This window comes from Streptomyces sp. NPDC099050 (assembly GCF_044759865.1).
In the GTDB taxonomy this organism is placed as follows: Bacteria; Actinomycetota; Actinomycetes; order Streptomycetales; family Streptomycetaceae; genus Streptomyces.
Genome location: NZ_JBIWAE010000015.1, coordinates 188236 through 208741, shown reverse-complemented (window position 1 = coordinate 208741; position 20506 = coordinate 188236). Strand labels below are relative to the sequence as shown.

The following is a 20506-nucleotide window of genomic DNA, read 5'->3' as shown; positions in this document are numbered from 1 at the left end:
AGGGGAAGGCGCATCGTTGCAGGTAGTAAGAGGAACGGCCACCTGAACGGAGGTACGTTCCGGTAGCGGGTGCCGACAACCGGCATAGAGGGATATGTTCGGTTGTAAGGAATTGGCGAACCTTGGCCCCACGCGTCGGAGCGTACGTTTCGAGCGTCGTGACGTGTCGGAACTTCGTGTCAGAGGTCGTCCCTCGACTCCGAAGTCGGTGGGGTGTAGATCTTGCCGATGGGGGAGGAGGAGGTGGAAGTCGCCAAGTCCGAGGCTCCGGTGTTCACCGGGGTCTGGTGCGAAAGGGAGACGCTTCGCCCCTGAGGCGGAGCTATCCGGGAACGGAGTTCTGCGTGGACATCGTCGTCAAGGGCCGTAAGACCGAGGTGCCCGACCGGTTCCGCAAGCACGTGGCCGAGAAGCTGAATCCGGAGCGGATCCAGAAGCTCGACGCGAAGGTGATCAGCTTGGACGTCGAGGTGTCCAAGGAGCACAACCCGCGCCAGGCCGACCGTTCCGACCGCGTGGAGATCACCCTGCGTTCGCGGGGCCCGGTGATTCGTGCCGAGGCTTCCGCCGCCGACGCGTACGCGGCGCTCGACCTCGCTCAGGACAAGCTGGAGGCCCGGCTGCGCAAGCAGCACGACAAGCGCTACACGCGGCGCGGCGCCGGACGGCTCTCGGCGGCCGAGGTCGCCGATGTGGTCCCGAACGCCGCCACCCTCAACGCCAACGGCGAGCCGGTCAACGGCGAGGAGACCGACGCGATTCCGACCACCCGGATCGGATCGCTGGAAGTGCAGGGCGACGGCCCGCTCGTCGTGCGCGAGAAGACCCACTCGGCCGCACCCATGTCGCTCGACCAGGCCCTGTACGAGATGGAACTGGTCGGTCACGACTTCTATCTGTTCGTCGATTCCGACACCAAGATGCCGAGCGTCGTCTACCGGCGCCACGGTTACGACTACGGCGTGATCCACCTCAACGCCTCCGACGCCGCCTCCAGCTCGGGTGAGCTCGACGGCGCGGGCGCGGGTGGCGCGCTCGGAGGCTGAGCCGCCTATTCCGGACTGATTCCGGACTGATTCCGGGCTGGATCCGGACTGATTCCGGACTGATTCCGGGCTGGATCCGGATGTCCGTGCGGTGCCGGTGTGGTGCCCCCGCGTTCGCCCAGGCGGGCGCGGGGGCACTCGTGTGAGGTGATGGCTGCGAAACGGTGGCTCGTAAGGGTCGGCCTGTAATCGTCGGCCCCCGTTCGGTTACCTGGGCATGGAATCATGTCGGGCAGTCAGCCGGCGGCCGCTCTCGTCGGATTGACCCAGCAGCTCAGCACCGTGGTGCAGGGGGAGGAACGATGGCGGACAGCTTCGGGCCGGTGCGTGATGACAACGGTGCGGGCTGCCGTGACGAGGACCGGGTGGCAGAGCCGATCCGGGTGCTCGTGGTCGACGACCACGCGCTGTTCCGGCGCGGGCTGGAGATCGTCCTCGCGCAGGAGGAGGACATCCAGGTCGTCGGCGAGGCGGGTGACGGGGCGGAGGCCGTGGACAAGGCGGCGGATCTGCTGCCGGACATCGTGCTGATGGATGTGCGGATGCCGCGGCGGGGCGGGATCGAGGCGTGCACCTCGATCAAGGAGGTGGCGCCCTCCGCGAAGATCATCATGCTGACGATCAGCGACGAGGAGGCGGACCTCTACGACGCGATCAAGGCGGGGGCCACCGGGTACCTGCTGAAGGAGATCTCCACGGACGAGGTCGCGACGGCGATCCGGGCGGTGGCCGACGGGCAGTCGCAGATCAGTCCTTCGATGGCGTCGAAGCTGCTGACGGAGTTCAAGTCGATGATCCAGCGGACGGACGAGCGGCGGTTGGTGCCGGCGCCGCGGCTGACGGATCGGGAGCTGGAGGTCTTGAAGCTGGTGGCCACCGGGATGAACAACCGCGACATCGCGAAGGAGTTGTTCATCTCCGAGAACACCGTGAAGAACCATGTGCGGAACATTCTGGAGAAGCTGCAGTTGCACTCCAGGATGGAGGCGGTGGTGTACGCGATGCGGGAGAAGATCCTCGAGATCCGGTAGGGGTCCGGCCTGCCCCAGACCCCGGTCCTCAAGCGCCGGACGGCTGAAAAGCGGCTTCAGAGGGTCGACAGTTCCGCCGTTACCGCTGCCGCTTCCGCCGGGGAGCTCGCGCGGTCGATGCGGATCGTGTCGCAGCCGACCCATGTGGCGGCTTCGCGGAGGGCTTCTGCCATGGGGCGGGCCGCCTTCGGGGTGATCAGGGAGAGTTGGCGGGCCACCAGGGTGGTGCCCTCGCGGGCCGGGTCCACGCGGCCCTGGAGGCGGCCTCCGGCCAGCAGGGGCATCGCGAAGTAGCCGTGGATCCGCCGGGGCTTGGGCACGTAGGCCTCCAGGCGGTGGGTGAAGCCGAAGATCCGCTCCGTGCGCGGGCGTTCCCAGATCAGGGAGTCGAAGGGCGAGAGCAAGGTCGTGCGGTGGCGGCCCCGGGGGAGCGGGGAGAGGGCCGAGGGGTCCGCCCAGGCCGGTTTGCCCCAGCCCTCCACCTCCACCGGGACCAGGCCCGCGTCCTCGATCACGGCGTCGAAGTCCTGGTTCTTGAGGCGGTGGTAATCCGCGATGTCGGAACGGGTGCCCACGCCCAGGGACTGACCGGCGAGCGCCACCAGGCGGCGCTTGCACTCGCGGTCGTCCAGGTCGTCGTGGAGCAGTGCTCCGGGGACGGCCCGCTCGGGGAGGTCGTAGACCCGCTTCCAGCCGCGGCGTTCGGTGCAGACGACCTCGCCGATGTCGAGGAGCCACTCCACCGCGATCTTCGTCTCGGACCATTCGAACCATTCGCCGCCGTTCTTGGCGCCGCCCAGTTCGGTGGAGGTGAGGGGGCCCTCGGCCGCCAGGCGGTCCAGGACCGTCTTCGTCGAGCGGTCCTTGTCCGCCAGGACGTGCCAGCGGTGGCCGCGGGTCTTGCGGGCCCGGCGGCGGAAGGCGAAGTGCGGCCATTCCTCGATCGGCAGGATGCAGGCCGCGTGCGACCAGTACTCGAAGGCGTGCTGGTCCGACCAGTACGAGGCTTCGACGGCGGAGCGGCCGACCGCGCCGAGGCGCGCGTACGGGACGAGCTCGTGGGAGCGGGCCAGTACGGAGATCGTGTCGAGCTGGACGGCGCCCAGGTGGCGCAGGACGCCGCGGACCCCGCCCCGCCGGTCCGGGGCGCCCAGGAACCCCTGCGCGCGCAGCGCGATGCGGCGGGCCTCGTCGGCGGAGAGGGACACGGTCGGCGGGGGTGCGGGTGTCATGACCGCACCCTAGACCCGGCCACCGACAGGCGAGGAAGGTACGGGAGACGTCCTTGCCGACCCCCGCGCGCCAGGGGGCGCAGGACGAGGCGCTCGGTGGTCAGGGTGATCGGTTCCATGGACGGATTCCGCTGTGGGAGGACGGTCGCGGGGGAACGGATTGTGGAAGAGAGACCGCCCATACCGGCACCTTCGGTGCCCCTCGCACGTTCTCATTTCCGGGCAGTCCAGCCCCGCGGCAGTGCGGACCTCCCGACGTGACCGCGTCCTCGCTTACGATGGCCGTTGCGGTGGGGCCCACCCTCCGTGCCCGTGCACGAAACAGTGCCAGGCCCGACCGGCAAGGAGACAAACCTCGGTGTCCGTCTTCAACAAGCTCATGCGTGCAGGCGAAGGCAAGATCCTCAAAAAACTGCACCGCATCGCGGACCAGGTCAACTCCATCGAAGAGGACTTCGTCAACCTCTCCGACGCCGACTTGCGTGCGCTCACGGACGAGTACAAGCAGCGCTTCCAGGACGGCGAGACCCTGGACGACCTGCTGCCCGAGGCCTTCGCGACGGTCCGCGAGGCCGCGAAGCGCGTCCTCGGCCAGCGTCACTACGACGTCCAGATGATGGGCGGCGCCGCCCTGCACCTCGGCTACGTCGCCGAGATGAAGACCGGTGAGGGCAAGACCCTCGTCGGCACGCTCCCGGCGTACCTGAACGCGCTGTCCGGCAAGGGCGTCCACCTGATCACGGTGAACGACTACCTCGCCGAGCGCGACTCCGAGATGATGGGCCGGGTGCACAAGTTCCTCGGCCTGGAGGTCGGGTGCATCCTGGCGAACATGTCTCCGGCGCAGCGCCGCGAGCAGTACGCCGCCGACATCACGTACGGCACGAACAACGAGTTCGGCTTCGACTACCTCCGCGACAACATGGCGTGGTCGCAGGACGAGCTCGTCCAGCGCGGCCACAACTTCGCCGTGGTCGACGAGGTCGACTCGATCCTCGTCGACGAGGCCCGTACCCCGCTGATCATCTCGGGCCCGGCCGACCAGGCCACCAAGTGGTACGCGGACTTCGCGAAGCTGGTCACGCGCCTGACCAAGGGCGAGCCCGGCCAGCCCCTCAAGGGCATCGAGGAGACCGGCGACTACGAGGTCGACGAGAAGAAGCGCACCGTCGGCATCCACGAGTCCGGTGTCGCGAAGGTCGAGGACTGGCTCGGCATCGAGAACCTCTACGAGTCGGTGAACACCCCGCTCGTCGGTTACCTGAACAACGCGATCAAGGCCAAGGAACTCTTCAAGAACGACAAGGACTACGTCGTCATCGACGGCGAAGTCATGATCGTCGACGAGCACACCGGCCGTATCCTCGCGGGCCGCCGCTACAACGAGGGCATGCACCAGGCGATCGAGGCGAAGGAAGGGGTGGACATCAAGGACGAGAACCAGACCCTCGCCACGATCACCCTGCAGAACTTCTTCCGCCTGTACTCGAAGCTGTCGGGCATGACCGGTACGGCCATGACCGAGGCCGCCGAGTTCCAGCAGATCTACAAGCTCGGTGTCGTCCCGATCCCGACCAACCGCGACATGGTCCGCAAGGACCAGGCGGACCTGATCTACCGCACCGAGGTCGCGAAGTTCGCCGCCGTCGTCGACGACATCGCGGAGAAGCACGAGAAGGGCCAGCCGATCCTCGTCGGTACGACGTCGGTCGAGAAGTCCGAGTACCTCTCGCAGCAGCTCTCCAAGCGCGGCATCCCGCACGAGGTGCTGAACGCGAAGCAGCACGACCGTGAGGCCACGATCGTCGCCCAGGCGGGCCGTCGCGGCGCCGTCACGGTCGCCACGAACATGGCCGGCCGCGGTACCGACATCAAGCTCGGCGGCAACCCGGACGACCTCGCCGAAGCCGAGCTGCGCCAGCGCGGCCTGGACCCGGAGGAGCACATCGAGGAGTGGGCGCACGCCCTTCCCGAGGCGCTCACGCGGGCCGAGGCGGCCGTGAAGGCGGAGTTCGAGGAGGTCAAGGACCTCGGCGGGCTGTACGTGCTGGGCACCGAGCGCCACGAGTCGCGCCGCATCGACAACCAGCTGCGCGGCCGTTCCGGCCGACAGGGCGACCCGGGCGAGTCCCGCTTCTACCTGTCGCTCGGCGACGACCTGATGCGGCTGTTCAAGGCGCAGATGGTCGAGCGCGTCATGTCGATGGCGAACGTGCCGGACGACGTGCCGATCGAGAACAAGATGGTCACGCGGGCCATCGCTTCGGCCCAGTCGCAGGTCGAGACCCAGAACTTCGAGACGCGCAAGAACGTCCTGAAGTACGACGAGGTGCTGAACAACCAGCGCACCGTCATCTACAAGGAGCGCCGCCGGGTGCTGGAGGGCGAAGACCTCCAGGAGCAGATCCGGCACATGATGGACGACACCATCGACGCGTACATCACGGCCGAGACGGTCGAGGGGTTCGCGGAGGAGTGGGACCTGGACCGGCTGTGGAACGCCTTCCGGCAGCTCTACCCGATCAAGGTCACGGTGGAGGAGCTGGAGGACGCCGCGGGCGACCGCGCCGGCATCACCGCCGAGTTCATCGCGGAGTCCGTCAAGGACGACATCCACGAGCAGTACGCGGCCCGCGAGAGCACGCTCGGCTCCGACATCATGCGCGAGCTGGAGCGGCGCGTGGTGCTGTCGGTGCTGGACCGCAAGTGGCGCGAGCACCTGTACGAGATGGACTACCTGCAGGAGGGCATCGGCCTGCGGGCGATGGCCCAGAAGGACCCGCTGGTCGAGTACCAGCGCGAGGGCTTCGACATGTTCAACGCCATGCAGGAGGGCATCAAGGAGGAGTCCGTCGGCTACCTGTTCAACCTGGAGGTCCAGGTCGAGCAGCAGGTCGAGGAGGTCCTGGTGTCGGACTCCGGTCCGTCGCTGACCAAGCCGGAGATCCGGGCGAAGGGTCTGGACGCCCCGCAGCGGCCGGACCGCCTGCACTTCTCCGCGCCCACCGTGGACGGTGAGGGCGGCGTCGTCGAGGGTGACTTCGAATCCGATTCCGGTGACGACTCCGGGATGACGCGCGCGGAGCGCCGTAAGGCCGCGAAGGCCACGGGCGGCCGTCGCCGCAAGAAGTAGCCCGCGGGCTGCTCGCGGGAACGCCGCCGGGGCCGGACACCACGCTGTGCGTGGGGTCCGGCCCCGGCGGCGTTGGTGTGTGCGGACGCGGGTTCATGGGCGGGGGCCTTGGAGTTCCACGGCGGCGCAGCGCCAGCGCAGGTCGGGGCCCTGCTCCAGGCGGAAGGCCAGCGCGGTGAGGCGGTCGCCCGTCGCGATGCGGGCGAAGGCCTCGATGACCCCCGGGCCGGGGGTGAAGCGGCCGCATCCGTGGAGGACGGGGCTCAGCCGGCGGGCGCCGTACGCGCGCTCCTGCGCGGGGTCGGCGGGGGCGAGGGTGATCAGCTGGTCGTAGGCCGGGCCGATGGTGTGGCCGATCAGGGAGTGCACGGGGCGGCGTCCGCTGAGGACGGCGAGCAGCCGTTCGGCGAACCAGTGGTGCGGGCCGCTGCCGCGGTGGAGGGTGGTGGGGGGCCGCCGCCGGTCGTGGCGGCCGGGCCTCGCGGAGCCGCGGCCCGGGCCGGTGCCGGCGCCGCCCCCGGCGGCCGTGCGGGGGCCGCCGCTCCCGGGGCGCCCGGGGCCCCCGGGGCCCCGGCCGGTACCGGTGGGCGCGGTCGCTTCGGTGGTGCGGTTCGGCTGGGCGGCCCCGGACCGGGACCCGGACCTGGCCCCGGTCCCGGTCCCGGGGCTTCCGGTGGTCCTGGGCAGGCGAGGGCTCCCGGTGGTCCCCGTGGCGCCGGTTCCGGGGGTGGTTTCCGTGGTGCGGGGGGTGCTGGTGGTCATGGTGGTCGTCCCCGGGGTCGGGCCCGGCGTGGTACCGGGCGGTAACTTGATAGGGGACTTCTACGGGGCCGCGAACACGCTCCGCAACGACGCCGCGGGGGTGCCCCGCGTCCGGCCCGCCTTCACCTATCCGGGTCGGTCCCCGGCCGCCCCGGGCCCCGCCCCCGGGGCCCACCGGGAGCGAAGTGGACGCCGCCGGGCCGCGCCGCGGCAGCCCGAAGGGGGACGCGGGCCGTCACGGACGGAGTCCGGGGCCCGGCCCCCTACCGGGTGCGCCGTCACCGGACGCAGTGGGGTGGGGGGTGCTGGAGGCGAAGAGCTCTCCCGTGGCCGGGGCCCCGCCCGGACACCGGGTCATGGCTTCGGGTTGGCCTGTGGAGCCCTGGGGCCTTCCGGGTGGGCCGGGGCCGGGCACGGGGTGGTGGGGGGTGCTGGAGGTAGGGAGCTGTGCCGGGGTCGGGGTTCGGCCTGGACACGGGGTCATGGCTTTGGGTCGGCTCGTGGAGCCTCGGGGCCTGCCGGGTGGGCCGGGGCCGGGCACGGGGTGGTGGGGGGTGCTGGAGGTAGGGAGCTGTGCCGGGGTCGGGGTTCGGCCTGGACACGGGGTCATGGCTTTGGGTCGGCTCGTGGAGCCTCGGGGCCTTCCGGGTGCGCTGGCGCCGGGCACGGGGTGGTGGGGGGTGCTGGAAGTGGGAGCTGTGCCGGGGCCGGGGTTCGGCCTGGACAGCGGGTCATGGGTTCGGGTTGGCCCTTGGATCCCCGTTGCCTTCGGGGTGGGCCGGGGCCGGGCACGGGGTGGTGGGGAGCTGTGCCGGGGTCCGGCCTGGACAGTGCGTCACGGTGGCTGTGTCCCCGGGGCGGGTGCCCGGCCCCGGGGACTGCTCCCCGGGGGTGTCAGCGGATGGGGTTCGGTGCGGCTCGCCGCGGAGGCGCGGAGGCGCCTGGGGTCGACGTGTGCGAGGGGGGCGCGGGGGGATGCGCGGCGCGTCACGGTCGTATCCTGGGGGCGTTTCCGACTACCGAAAGCAGCCGGCCATGCGCGTGTACGTCCCCCTGACCCTGCCCGGGCTCGCCGAGGCGCACCGGGCGGGTGAGCTGGGCCCGGCTCCGCTGCGGGCGTACGCCGTCACGCCCGGGCTGCGCGAGTGGTTCGTGTCGGACGACATCGAGGAGCTGGAGTACGCCGCCCTGAACAGGGCCGCCGCCGCCTCGCTGCGGATGATCGCCGAGGACGGGGCCGCACCCCGCAAGCGGGTCGTGGTGGCCGTCGACGTGGACGACAAGGCCGCCACCGACGCCCCCGGCGCCGACGAGGCCGCGCTCGGCCGGGTGGCGCTCGCCGGGGCCGTACGGCTCTCGGTGGCGGCCGCGGTGCACGTGGATGCCGAAGAGGCCCTGGAGGACGTGAGCGCCGCCGTCGCGGCCGTCGCGGCCGCTGAGGGGGGCGACGAGGACGCGCGCCACACCGTCGACGGGGCCGAGGACCACGAGCTGCTGTGGTTCGGGGTCCAGGAGATTCCGGGGCTGCTGAAGTGAGCGCCGCACCCCGGAACCCCGCACCCCGGAACCCCGCACCCCGCGACCCCGCACCCGAGGACCCCGTACTCGTGGTCCCGACGCCCGAGGGCCCCGCGCTCGCGGTGCCGGCCCAGTCTGCCGCCGTGCCCGTGTCCGTGCCCGTATCCGTCGCCACCGCGTCCGGGGGCCCGGCGGCCCCGGTGTCCGCGCTCGCGGCCCCGCACATCGTGTGGGACTGGAACGGCACGCTGCTCCACGACATCGACGCCGTGATAGCCGCCACCAACGCCTCCTTCGCCGAGCTCGGCCTCGCTCCGATCACCCTGGAGCGGTACCGCGAGCTGTACGTCGTACCGGTGCCGAAGTTCTACGAGCGGCTCATGGGCCGGCACCCCACGGACGCCGAGTGGCTGGTCATGGACGAGGCCTTCCACCGCCATTACTGGGCGGCCGCCGAGGACGCCGGGCTCGCCGAGGGGGCTCGCGAGCTCCTGCGGGACTGGCAGGAGGGCGGGCTCACGCAGTCCCTGCTGTCCCTCGCGCCCCACGACAAGCTCGTGCCGCTCGTCCGGGCGCACGGGATCGACACGCACTTCCTGCGCGTCGACGGGCGCACCGGGCCCTCCCACACCACCAAGGCGGGACACCTCGTACGTCACTTGGCGGCCCTGGACGGGACGGGAGTGACGGCCGGGCGTACGGTCCTCATCGGAGACGCCGTGGACGACGCGCTGGCCGCCGCGCACGTGGGCGCGCGGGCCGTCCTCTATACGGGCGGTTCGCACAGCCGCGGCAGTCTGGAATCAGCCGGTGTGCCCGTAGTGGACAGCCTGGCGGAGGCCGTACGCACTGCTCGCGAGCTGGCCGGATAGCGACCGGGTCATGAGCGGAGAGCGACCGCGCACCGGTCTGGCACGCCCGGCCGGCCCGGGCCCTGTCCAGAGTGTCAAAGTTACCCCCCCTCTTTTGTACACATACAGCTCATGACGAGCCGGGGGTGGAGCGAGATAGCCTGGTACCCGTGATCAGCGCGATAGTTCTCGGAGGCACTGAAGCCTCCGCCCGGCGCCCGGCGCACATCCGTGCCCGGGCCGTCGCTGATCTCCGCCCCCGGGACGTCCTGCCGATCTTGGCCGATTTCCTCCCGGCGGGCTCTCTCGACGGCATAGCGTCGATCCCGGACGGACAACGAATCCCCGCCTCGCGGTGCTATGCCGTTCCTTCCTTCACCTACGTCACGCAATGGCGCGCGACAGGAGCCAGAGGACATGCAGACCAAGCTGGACGAAGCAAAGGCCGAGCTGCTCGCGCGGGCGGCACGGGTAGCTGAGAACAGCCCGGCCGGGGGGCTACTTCCGACTGGGTCCGAACAGGGGGAGCGTCCCGACCGGGACACGACTCTCGCCTACCTCCAGCGCTACTACCTGCACACCGCCCCGGAGGACCTGCTCGACCGGGACCCGGTCGACGTGTTCGGGGGCGCGCTCTCGCACTACCGGCTCGCGGAGAAGCGCCCGCAGGGCACGGCGAGCGTGCGCGTGCACACGCCCACGGTGGAGGAGAACGGCTGGACCTCCAGCCACTCCGTCGTCGAGGTGGTCACCGACGACATGCCCTTCCTCGTGGACTCGGTGACGAACGAGCTGTCCCGCCACGGGCGCGGCATCCACGTCGTGATCCACCCGCAGGTGGTCGTCCGCCGCGACGTCACCGGCAAGCTGATCGAGATCCTCGGCCCCGACTGCGACGCGCACGGTCCCCGCACCGCGCGGCCTCACGACTCCCTCGTCGAGTCGTGGATCCACGTCGAGATCGACCGCGAGACCGACAAGGCCGACCTCAAGCAGATCACCGCCGATCTGCAGCGCGTCCTGTCCGACGTGCGCGAGTCCGTCGAGGACTGGGAGAAGATGCGCGACGCGGCGCTGCGCATCGCGCAGGAGCTGCCCGAGGAGCCGACCGCCCCGGACCTGCGCGAGTACGAGCTCGAAGAGGCCCGCGAGCTGCTGCGCTGGCTCGCCGACGACCACTTCACCTTCCTCGGCTACCGCGAGTACAACCTCGTCGACGGCGACTCCCTGTCCGCCGTGCCCGGCACCGGCCTCGGCATCCTGCGCTCCGACCCGCTGCACCACGGCCAGGACGAGGCGCACCCCGTCTCCCCGTCCTTCAACCGGCTGCCGGCCGACGCCCGGGCCAAGGCCCGCGAGCACCGCCTGCTGGTGCTGACCAAGGCCAACAGCCGCTCCACCGTCCACCGCCCGTCGTACCTCGACTACGTCGGCGTGAAGAAGTTCGACGCCGAGGGCAACGTCGTCGGCGAGCGCCGCTTCCTCGGCCTGTTCTCCTCCGCCGCGTACACCGAGTCGGTGCGCCGGGTCCCGGTCATCCGCCGCAAGGTCGCCGAGGTCCTGGAAGGCGCGGGCTTCGCCCCGTCCAGCCACGACGGCCGCGACCTGCTCCAGATCCTGGAGACGTACCCGCGCGACGAGCTGTTCCAGACCCCGGTCGACCAGCTCCAGGCCATCGCCACCTCCGTGCTGTACCTCCAGGAGCGCCGCCGGCTGCGGCTGTACCTGCGCCAGGACGAGTACGGGCGCTACTACTCCGCGCTGGTCTACCTGCCGCGCGACCGCTACACCACCGGCGTGCGGCTGCGGCTGATCGCGATCCTGCAGGAGGAGCTCGACGGCATCAGCGTCGACTTCACCGCCTGGAACACCGAGTCGATCCTCTCCCGCATCCACTTCGTCGTCCGCGTCCCGCAGGGCACCGAGCTGCCCGTGCTGACCGACGCCGACGTCGAGCGGATCGAGGGCCGGCTGGTCGAGGCCGCCCGCTCCTGGGCCGACGGCTTCGGTGAGGCGCTCGTCGCGGAGCTGGGCGAGGAGCGCGCCGCCGAGCTGCTGCGCAAGTACGCCAACTCCTTCCCCGAGGGGTACAAGGCCGACCACTCGCCGCGCTCGGCCGTGGCGGACCTGGTCCACCTGGAGCGGCTGAATGCCAGCGACCGCGAGTTCGCGCTGTCGCTGTACGAGCCGGTCGGCGCGGGCCCCGGCGAACGCCGGTTCAAGATCTACCGCACGGGCGAGCAGGTCTCGCTCTCCGCGGTCCTGCCGGTCCTGCAGCGCCTGGGCGTCGAGGTCACCGACGAGCGGCCGTACGAGCTGCGCTGCACCGACCGCACCAACGCGTGGATCTACGACTTCGGTCTGCGGATGCCGCTGCCGAGCGGCGGTGACTCCGCCGGGACCTCGAACTACCTCGGCGACGACGCCCGCGAGCGGTTCCAGGACGCCTTCTCCGCCGTCTGGCAGGGCGACGCGGAGAACGACAACTTCAACACCCTGGTGCTGGGCGCCGGACTGACCTGGCGCCAGGCCGTGGTCCTGCGCGCGTACGCCAAGTACCTGCGCCAGGCCGGTGCCACCTTCAGCCAGGACTACATGGAGGACACCCTCCGCAACAACGCCCACACCACCCGGCTGCTGATCTCCCTCTTCGAGGCCCGGATGTCCCCCGGCCGCCAGTCCGCGGGCACCGAGCTCGTCGACGCGATGCTGGAGGAGCTGGACGGGGCCCTGGACCAGGTCGCCTCGCTGGACGAGGACCGCATCCTGCGCTCCTTCCTCACCCTCATCAAGGCGACGCTGCGCACGAACTTCTTCCAGCTCAACGACTCCGGCGAGCAGCACTCCTACGTGTCGATGAAGTTCGACCCGCAGGCCATCCCCGATCTGCCGGCGCCGCGTCCGGCCTTCGAGATCTGGGTCTACTCCCCGCGCGTCGAGGGCGTCCACCTGCGCTTCGGCAAGGTCGCCCGAGGCGGCCTGCGCTGGTCCGACCGCCGCGAGGACTTCCGTACGGAGATCCTCGGCCTGGTCAAGGCGCAGATGGTCAAGAACACCGTCATCGTGCCCGTCGGCGCCAAGGGCGGCTTCGTCGCGAAGAACCTTCCCGACCCGTCGGTGGACCGCGACGCCTGGCTCGCCGAGGGCATCGCCTCGTACAAGATCTTCATCTCGGCGCTGCTCGACATCACCGACAACATGGTCGGCGGCGAGGTCGTGCGGCCCAAGGGCGTGGTCCGCCACGACGAGGACGACACCTACCTCGTCGTCGCCGCCGACAAGGGCACCGCGACCTTCTCCGACATCGCCAACGGGGTCGCGGAGTCCTACGGGTTCTGGCTGGGCGACGCCTTCGCCTCCGGCGGCTCGGCCGGCTACGACCACAAGGGCATGGGCATCACCGCCCGCGGCGCCTGGGAGTCCGTCAAGCGGCACTTCCGCGAGCTCGGGCACGACACCCAGACGCAGGACTTCACGGTCGTCGGCGTCGGCGACATGTCCGGCGACGTCTTCGGCAACGGCATGCTGCTCTCCGAGCACATCCGCCTGGTGGCGGCCTTCGACCACCGGCACATCTTCATCGACCCGAACCCGGACGCGGCGACCTCCTACGCCGAGCGCCGGCGCCTCTTCGACCTGCCGCGCTCCTCGTGGGCGGACTACGACAGCTCGCTGCTGTCGGCCGGCGGCGGGATCCACCCGCGCAGCGCGAAGGCCATCCCGGTCAACGCGCAGGTCCGCGCGGCCCTCGGGATCGAGGAGGGCGTCTCCAAGATGACCCCCGCCGACCTGATGCAGGCCATCCTCAAGGCCCCCGTGGACCTGCTGTGGAACGGCGGCATCGGTACGTACGTCAAGGCGACGGCCGAGACGCACGCGGACGTCGGCGACAAGGCCAACGACTCCATCCGCGTCAACGGCTCCGACGTGCGGGCCAAGGTCATCGGCGAGGGCGGCAACCTTGGCCTGACCCAGCTCGGCCGCATCGAGTTCGCGCGCAGCGGCGCCGGCGGCGAGGGCGGCAAGGTCAACACCGACGCCATCGACAACAGTGCGGGCGTGGACACCTCGGACCACGAGGTGAACATCAAGATCCTGCTGAACTCGGTGGTCGCCGAAGGGGACCTGACCGTCAAGCAGCGCAACAAGTTCCTCGCCGCGATGACCGACGAGGTCGGCCGGCTGGTGCTGCGCAACAACTACGCGCAGAACGTGGCCCTGGCCAACGGCGCCGCCCAGGCCCCCAGCCTGCTCCACGCCCAGCAGCGCTTCATGCGCCGCCTGGGCCGTGACGGCCTGCTGGACCGCGCCCTGGAGTTCCTGCCCAACGACCGGCAGTTGCGCGAGCTGCTGAACAACGCCAAGGGCCTGACCCAGCCGGAGCTGGCCGTCCTGTTCGCCTACACCAAGATCACGGTGGCGGACGAGCTCATCCACACCGAGCTGCCGGACGACCCGTACCTGGCCCGCCTGCTGCACGCCTACTTCCCGGGCGCGCTGCTCGCGAAGTTCCCCGAGCAGGTCGACGGGCACGCGCTGCGCCGCGAGATCATCACCACGGTGCTGGTCAACGACACCGTCAACAGCGGTGGCTCGACCTTCCTGCACCGCCTGCGCGAGGAGACCGGAGCCTCCCTGGAGGAGATCATCAGGGCGCAGCTCGCGGCCCGCGAGATCTTCGGCCTGGCCGGGGTGTGGGACGAGGTGGAGGCCCTCGACAACGAGGTCGCCGCCGACGTCCAGACCCGGATCCGGCTGCACTCGCGGCGCCTGGTCGAGCGCGGTACGCGCTGGCTGCTGAACAACCGGCCGCAGCCGCTCCAGATCACCGAGACCATCGAGCTCTTCACCGAGCGGGTGACGCAGGTCTGGTCGGACCTGCCGAAGCTGGTGCGCGGCGCGGACCTGGAGTGGTACGAGGCGGTCATGGCCGAGCTGATCGGCGAGGGCGTGCCGCAGGAGCTGGCGGCCAAGGTGGCCGGGTTCTCCTCCGCCTTCCCGACGCTGGACATCGTCGCGATCTCGGACCGTACGGGTGTCGAGCCGCTGGCCGTCGCCGAGGTGTACTACGACCTCGCCGACCGGCTGGACATCACCCAGCTGATGGACCGGATCATCGAGCTGCCGCGGGCCGACCGCTGGCAGTCGATGGCCCGCGCGTCCATCCGCGAGGACCTGTTCTCCGCGCACGCGGCGCTGACCGCGGACGTGCTGGCGGTCGGGAACGGGGCCTCCACTCCCGAGGAGCGCTTCAAGGCGTGGGAGGAGAAGAACGCGGCGATCATCGGGCGTGCGCGGACGACTCTGGACGAGATCCAGGGGTCGGACGACTTCGACCTGGCGAACCTGTCCGTCGCCATGCGGACGATGCGCTCGCTTTTGAGGGCGCACGCGTAGTCCTGGCGGGCCGCTTGATGCAACGGGCCGGGCCCGGGACCCCCTTCTGGGGTTCCGGGCCCGGCCCGTTCGTGGTGCGGTTCGTCGTGGGCGGGTGCGGCGCCGTTGCCGGGGGCCAGCCCCCGGACCCCCGCTCCTCGAACGCCGGAGGGGCTGGATTTTGGCGCGGCGGATTGGTCAGCGCTTCCTGGTGAACTCCTCGTACGCGTCGCAGACCTCTTCCGAGGGGCCGTCCATGCGCAGGACGCCGGATTCGAGCCAGATCGCGCGGTCGCAGGTCTCGCGGACCGTGCCGATGCCGTGGCTGACGAGGAAGACGGTGCCGGCGTGTTCGCGGAGTTCTTCGATGCGGGCCTGGCTGCGGCGCTGGAAGGCGGCGTCGCCGGTGGCCAGGGCCTCGTCGATCATCAGGACGTCGTGGTCCTTGGCGGCGGCGATGGAGAAGCGCAGCCGGGCGCCCATGCCGGAGGAGTAGGTGCGCATGGGCAGGTTGATGAAGTCGCCCTTCTCGTTGATGCCGGAGAAGTCGACGATCTCCTGGTACCGCTGGCGGATCTGCTGCTTGGTCATCCCCATGGCGAGGCCGCCGAGGACCACGTTGCGTTCGCCGGTCAGGTCGTTCATCAGGGCGGCGTTCACACCGAGCAGCGACGGCTGGCCGTGCGAGAAGATCCGGCCGCGCGCGACCGGCTGGAGGCCGGCGATGGCGGACAGCAGGGTGGACTTGCCCGAGCCGTTGGTGCCGATCAGGCCGATGGCCTCGCCCTTGTACGCGGTGAAGCTGACGCCCTTGACGGCGTGCACCTCGCGGATGCCGGGGGCGGGCTCGCGGGAGAAGATCCGGCTCAGGGCCGCGGTCGCGCCGCCCTTGCGGCCGCCCGAGCCGTGCACCTTGTAGATCACGTGGACGTCGTCGGCGATGACGGTCGGGGTGCGGGTCTCGGTCTTGGTTGCGCTCACGGTTGCGGTTGCGCTCACGGTTGCGGTTGCGCTTGCGGTTGAGGTTGCGGTTGCGCTTGCGGTGTCAGCCACGGCCGTACTCCTCCTCTGCCTTCCAGAAGAAAACGAACCCGCCGATCCCGGCGAGCAGGGCCCAGCCCAGGGCGACCAGCCAGACGTGCGGAGGGAGCTGGCTCGCCTTGTACGAGTCGATGAGCGCGAAGCGCATCAGGTCGATGAAGACGGCGGCGGGGTTGAGCTTGAGGGCCATCGAGACCCAGCTCGGCAGGTGGTCCGTACGGAGCATCTGGTCGATCGACCACATGACGCCCGAGCCGTACATCCAGGTCCGCAGGACGAACGGCATCAGCTGGCTGATGTCGGGGCTCTTCGCGCCGATCCGCGCCATGACCATGGCGCAGCCGGCGCAGAAGACGGCCATGAGCAGGAGGGTGGGGGCGGCGAGCAGCCAGCTCAGGGCTGGGGTCTGGCCGTAGATGAGCAGCAGGACGATCAGCGCGCCCATGGTGATCAGGAGCTGCTGGAAGAGCTGGACGACGGTGGACAGCGGCAGCGAGGCGCGCGGGAAGTGCAGGGCGCGGACCAGGCCCAGGTTGGACTGCACGGCGCGGGTGGAGGCGTTGAAACAGCTTCCGATGAAGTCCCAGACGAAGACGCCCGTGATCAGGAACGCGATGTAGTCCGGTACGGCCTTCTGGGCGTGCATCACGATGCCGAAGATGAAGTAGTAGACGGCCGCGTTGAGCAGCGGGGTCATCAGGTGCCAGACCTGGCCGAGGCTGGCCTGGCTGTACTGGGCGTGCATCCGGGCGGTGGCGTACGCGGTCACGAAGTGACGCCGGCCCCAGAGCTGCGCGATGTAGCGGGGGAGGGTGGGGCGGGCTCCGCTGAGGGTCAGGTCGTGGGCCGCCGCCAGCTCGGCGACGGGGTCCGGAGCCTGGATCCTGTTCTTGTCACTGCCCTTGCCCGTGCTGCGGCCCTTGCGGTGCGAGGGGGCGGGCGGTGGCGCGGTGGTCACTGTCACGAGGGTCGCTTTCGACGGGGTCGGGGCGTCGGCTGGCGATGGAACGGGTCCGTATCGTCGCTACGGCGAGGTTAGGTCGTGGAGCGTCGAAACGCAACCGTATCGTCGTCGGGGGTTATGCTCTGCTTATGACGCCTGAGCCCGCTGCCGCCCCCGCTGCCCCCGCCTCCCCCGCCGCCCGCAGAGCCCCCGCGGGGGCCGCCGTTCTGCGCGAGGACGTGACCGAGGCGATCCGGACGGCCGTCGTCGAGGAGCTGGCGACGGTGGGGTTCGCGCGGATGTCGATCGAGGGCATCGCGCGGCGGGCGGGCGTCGGGAAGACGGCCGTGTACCGCCGGTGGAAGTCGAAGCTGCACCTGGTGCTCGACCTGGTGGGCGCCTTCGCCACGGACGGCCTGCCGGTGCCGTCGACGGGGTCGCTCTACGGGGACGTACGGGCGCTGCTGGAGGTCATGTCACACGTGCTGCGGCATCCGGTGGCCTCGGCGGTGATCCCCGACCTGCTGGTGGAGGCGGCGCGGAACCCGGAGATCGCGGACGCGGTGCGGGGTGCGCTGCTGGAGGGGCAGCGGCGGATGGCGGAGGGGATCATCTCCGAGGCGGTGTCGCGGGGCGAGCTGCCGGCGGGGGTGGATGCGGGGAGGGCGCTCGATCTGGCGATCGGGCCGCTGTACTGGCGGCAGGTGGTGGTGCGGGACGCGGTGTCGCGGGGCTACCTGGACGACCTCGCGCGGTCGGTGGTCGCCGGCCTGACGGCCGGGCCCGCCGACTGAGGGCTCGCGCTGCGCGGGGCCGTTCCCGGGAGGCCCGGCTGCGGGTGTGCCGCTGCGCGGGGCGGAGTTCCCCGCTGCGACCCTGGCCGCTGCGCGGGGCGAAAGTCCCCGTTGCGACCGTTGCCGCTGCGCGGGGCTGGGTCCCCTACCCGCCCTTCCACCGTTCCCCGGGCGCTGCCCGGACCCCGGTCCTCAAGCGCCGGACGGGCTGAAGAGCAGGGGTACCGGGCTGCGCCCGGACCCCCCTGGGGCTCCGCCCCAGACCCCGGTCCTCAAACGCCGGACGGCTGGGAAGACCAAACGCCGGACGGCTTGACCGGCTACGGCCAGCGGCCCGTTGTGAGGTGGGCCAGGGTGGGTTCCGGGGTGGCGGAGGGGGCCGCGGGGGTGGGGCGGCGGTCTTCCAGGGGGGTGATGGGGGCGGTCGGCTGGCTCAGGAAGACGCGGCGGACCACGCGCTCCGCCGCCTGGCCGTCGTCGTGCGTGCAGAACCGGCTCCGGAAGGACGCGCGGAGCTGCGCCGAGCGGGACCCCTGCCAGTGGCCGGTCGCGAAGATGTCCACCAGCTCGTCCTCCGTGCGGGCGATCGCTCCCGGGGGGAAGGCCCGCAGGTCGAAGTACGTGCCGCGGGAGGCCTCGTACGCCTCCCAGTCGTCCGCGTGGATGACGATCGGGCGGTCCAAGGACGCGTAGTCGAACATCAGCGACGAGTAGTCCGTCACCAACGCGTCCGAGGCCAGGCAGAGTTCCTCGACCGAGGGGTGCGAGGAGACGTCGAGGAGGCGCGGGTGGGGGTCCGGGGCGGGTGAGCCCGCGTACGTGAGGTGGGCGCGGGTCAAGATCGTGTAGCGGGGGCCCAGGTCGCGCAGGATGCGGTCGAAGTCCGGCTGCGCGGGGCGGCTGCGGCGGTAGTCGCGGTGGGTCGGCGCGTACAGGATCGCCGTGGAGCCCGGCGGGATGCCGAGGCGTTCGCGCAGTTCCAGGACCTCCGCCTGGGTGGCCCGGTGGAACACGTCGTTGCGGGGGTAACCGTATTCGAGCGTGGTGTAGGAGGAGGGGACCGCCTTTTCCCAGACGAGGGTGGAGTGGCGGTTGGAGGAGAGCAGGTAGTCCCACTGGTCCGCGCCGCGGAGCAGGCCCGCGAAGTCCGTCGTGGGGGTGGCGGCCGGGCGGTCCTGGAGGTCGAGGCCGACCCGCTTGAGCGGGGTGCCGTGCTGCGTCTGGACGAGGATCTGGCCGGGGCGCTTGACCAGCGCACGGTCGAAGTTGACGTTCGTCACGAGGTACGTGGCGCGGGCCAGGGCCGTCCAGTACGCCGCCGAGCCCGGGCGGAGCGGGGTGGTGCCGCGGGGCACGGTCGAGGCGTGCGCCGGGTCGCAGATCCACGCCGTCCGCATGCGCGGGGCGAGTTCGCGCAGCTTGGCCTCGATCGCCGCCGGGTTGCAGGCGTAACCGCCGTGCCAGTACGCGGAGAAGACGGCCAGCTCCGGCTGGAGCGGGAGCAGGCGCTGGGCGCGGTAGTGCAGGCGCAGGGCGGCCTCGCGCAGGCCCCGGCCCAGGGCGACCCCGGCGCGGCCCGCGGTGAGCGAGGCCGAGCGGAGCACGGACAGGACGCGGTACGCGCGCCTGGTGCCCAGCCGCATCAGGAGGTGGCGGGTGCGGTCCGTGCGGCTCAGGGACAGCGGCCGGGGGCCCGGCACCCGGTAGCGGCGCAGCAGGGCCGAGGCCCGGGCGAAGAACTCGGCCCGGGCGGCGCGCGGGAGCCGGCGCGGGTCCGCGTACAGGGCGCAGAAGTGCTCGGCCATCCGCCGGTGCACGGCGGGCCGCCAGCGCTCCAGTTCGGGGCGGGTGGCGAGGTAGCCGAAGACGCGGTCGTACTGGTCGAAGACGTCCAGGTGGCGTCGGGTGGACGTGGTCAGGATCGAACCCGTGCGGCGCTGGCGGTAGTGCACGCAGACCCGGTCGAGGACGGCGACCGACTCCGCCGCCAGGAGCGCCGGATAGGTCCAGGGGGTGTCCTCGTAGAAGCCGGGCGGGAAGGAGAGGCCCTCGCGCTCCACGTACTCGCGGCGGTATGCCTTGTTCCACACGACCATGAGCATGCCGAGGAGGGCGGGGCGGTCGGCGAGGCGGAAGCTGGCCGGACCCTCCTCGGAGAGGCGGTGGGAGAGGCTGTTGCGGACCAGCTCGCCGGTCCAGTAGGTGCGCGCGTAGTCGTAGACGAGGACGTCCGGGGAGCCGGTGGCCTTCAGTCGGTCGGTGACGGCCTGGAGGGCGCCGGGGGCCAGGGTGTCGTCGCCGTCGAGGAAGAGGACGTAGTCGCCGGTGGCCCGGGACAGGCCCGCGTTGCGGGCCGGTCCCAGGCCGAGGTTGTGCGCCAGGTGCACGGCGGTGACCCGGGGGTCCCGGGCCGCGTAGTCGTCGATGATCGAACCGCAGGCGTCCGGGGAGGCGTCGTCGACCACGATCAGTTCGAGATCCGGGTACGACTGGGTCAGGACCGAGTCCAGACTCTCCTGGAGGTACGCCTGGACCTTGTACGCGGGCACGATGACGCTGAACCGGGGCACGGCACATCCAGGGGTCGGCGCGGACATATGGCCCAGGAACCCCCGGCGTGGTGATCGGGTTACGCAGGGTGCGGCATTCGGGTTACGGAGCGTCAACACGGCACGTCAACACCATGATCAGAGACCGCCTGCCCGCCCGATGGTCCGCCCGATGGCCCCCCGACCACCTGCCCGATGGCCTGCCCGATCGTCTGCCTGGTCGCCCGCCC

Annotated in this window: 12 protein-coding genes; 7 read left to right on the top strand and 5 right to left on the bottom strand. The window is 71.0% G+C overall.

Annotated elements, in window-relative coordinates:
- Positions 1 to 344: 344 nt before the first annotated feature.
- Positions 345 to 1046 (top strand): ribosome hibernation-promoting factor, HPF/YfiA family, encoded by a 702-nt coding sequence (gene hpf / locus ACIQV3_RS25090; protein WP_403715314.1) that lies wholly within the window; start codon positions 345 to 347, stop codon positions 1044 to 1046.
- Positions 1047 to 1348: 302 nt separating this feature from the next.
- Entirely contained in the window at positions 1349 to 2077 is a 729-nt protein-coding gene (locus tag ACIQV3_RS25085; protein ID WP_266878018.1) for a response regulator transcription factor, read from the top strand.
- A 56-nt stretch (positions 2078 to 2133) separates the two neighbouring features.
- On the opposite strand, the gene ACIQV3_RS25080 is transcribed toward ACIQV3_RS25085, so the two are convergent.
- A complete protein-coding gene (locus ACIQV3_RS25080; protein ID WP_403715312.1) occupies positions 2134 to 3309 on the bottom strand; it encodes a winged helix-turn-helix domain-containing protein in 1176 nt (391 codons plus the stop codon).
- 358 nt (positions 3310 to 3667) lie between these two features.
- Between ACIQV3_RS25080 and secA the strand changes: the two genes are divergently transcribed.
- Positions 3668 to 6442, top strand: a complete 2775-nt coding sequence (secA, locus tag ACIQV3_RS25075; RefSeq protein WP_403715310.1) for a preprotein translocase subunit SecA — start codon at positions 3668 to 3670, stop codon at positions 6440 to 6442.
- Between the two features lie 93 nt (positions 6443 to 6535).
- Here secA and ACIQV3_RS25070 read toward each other — a convergent pair whose 3' ends face one another.
- Positions 6536 to 7204, bottom strand: a complete 669-nt coding sequence (locus ACIQV3_RS25070; protein WP_403715308.1) for an Rv3235 family protein — start codon at positions 7202 to 7204, stop codon at positions 6536 to 6538.
- Between the two features lie 1035 nt (positions 7205 to 8239).
- Between ACIQV3_RS25070 and ACIQV3_RS25065 the strand changes: the two genes are divergently transcribed.
- The 3 genes from ACIQV3_RS25065 (at position 8240) to ACIQV3_RS25055 (ending at position 14970) form a co-directional block, all read left to right on the top strand.
- Positions 8240 to 8740, top strand: coding sequence for a DUF6912 family protein (locus tag ACIQV3_RS25065; protein ID WP_403715305.1), 501 nt, complete (start codon positions 8240 to 8242; stop codon positions 8738 to 8740).
- Positions 8741 to 8922: 182 nt separating this feature from the next.
- Complete coding sequence (locus ACIQV3_RS25060; RefSeq protein WP_403715347.1) at positions 8923 to 9594, top strand: HAD family hydrolase; 672 nt, start codon at positions 8923 to 8925, stop codon at positions 9592 to 9594.
- A 396-nt stretch (positions 9595 to 9990) separates the two neighbouring features.
- On the top strand, positions 9991 to 14970 hold the full coding sequence (locus ACIQV3_RS25055) for an NAD-glutamate dehydrogenase (RefSeq protein ID WP_403715303.1): 4980 nt from the start codon (positions 9991 to 9993) through the stop codon (positions 14968 to 14970).
- A 177-nt stretch (positions 14971 to 15147) separates the two neighbouring features.
- Here ACIQV3_RS25055 and ACIQV3_RS25050 read toward each other — a convergent pair whose 3' ends face one another.
- Both ACIQV3_RS25050 and ACIQV3_RS25045 read right to left on the bottom strand, forming a co-directional pair.
- Positions 15148 to 15930: an ABC transporter ATP-binding protein gene (locus ACIQV3_RS25050; protein ID WP_403715301.1), complete on the bottom strand. Its 783-nt coding sequence runs from the start codon at positions 15928 to 15930 to the stop codon at positions 15148 to 15150.
- A 64-nt stretch (positions 15931 to 15994) separates the two neighbouring features.
- A complete protein-coding gene (locus ACIQV3_RS25045) occupies positions 15995 to 16954 on the bottom strand; it encodes an ABC transporter permease (protein ID WP_403715299.1) in 960 nt (319 codons plus the stop codon).
- Between the two features lie 128 nt (positions 16955 to 17082).
- On the opposite strand from ACIQV3_RS25045, the gene ACIQV3_RS25040 reads away from it, so the two are divergent.
- On the top strand, positions 17083 to 17727 hold the full coding sequence (locus tag ACIQV3_RS25040) for a TetR/AcrR family transcriptional regulator (RefSeq protein ID WP_403715296.1): 645 nt from the start codon (positions 17083 to 17085) through the stop codon (positions 17725 to 17727).
- A 320-nt stretch (positions 17728 to 18047) separates the two neighbouring features.
- On the opposite strand, the gene ACIQV3_RS25035 is transcribed toward ACIQV3_RS25040, so the two are convergent.
- Entirely contained in the window at positions 18048 to 20297 is a 2250-nt protein-coding gene (locus ACIQV3_RS25035) for a CDP-glycerol glycerophosphotransferase family protein (RefSeq protein ID WP_403715294.1), read from the bottom strand.
- Between the last annotated feature and the right edge of the window lie 209 nt (positions 20298 to 20506).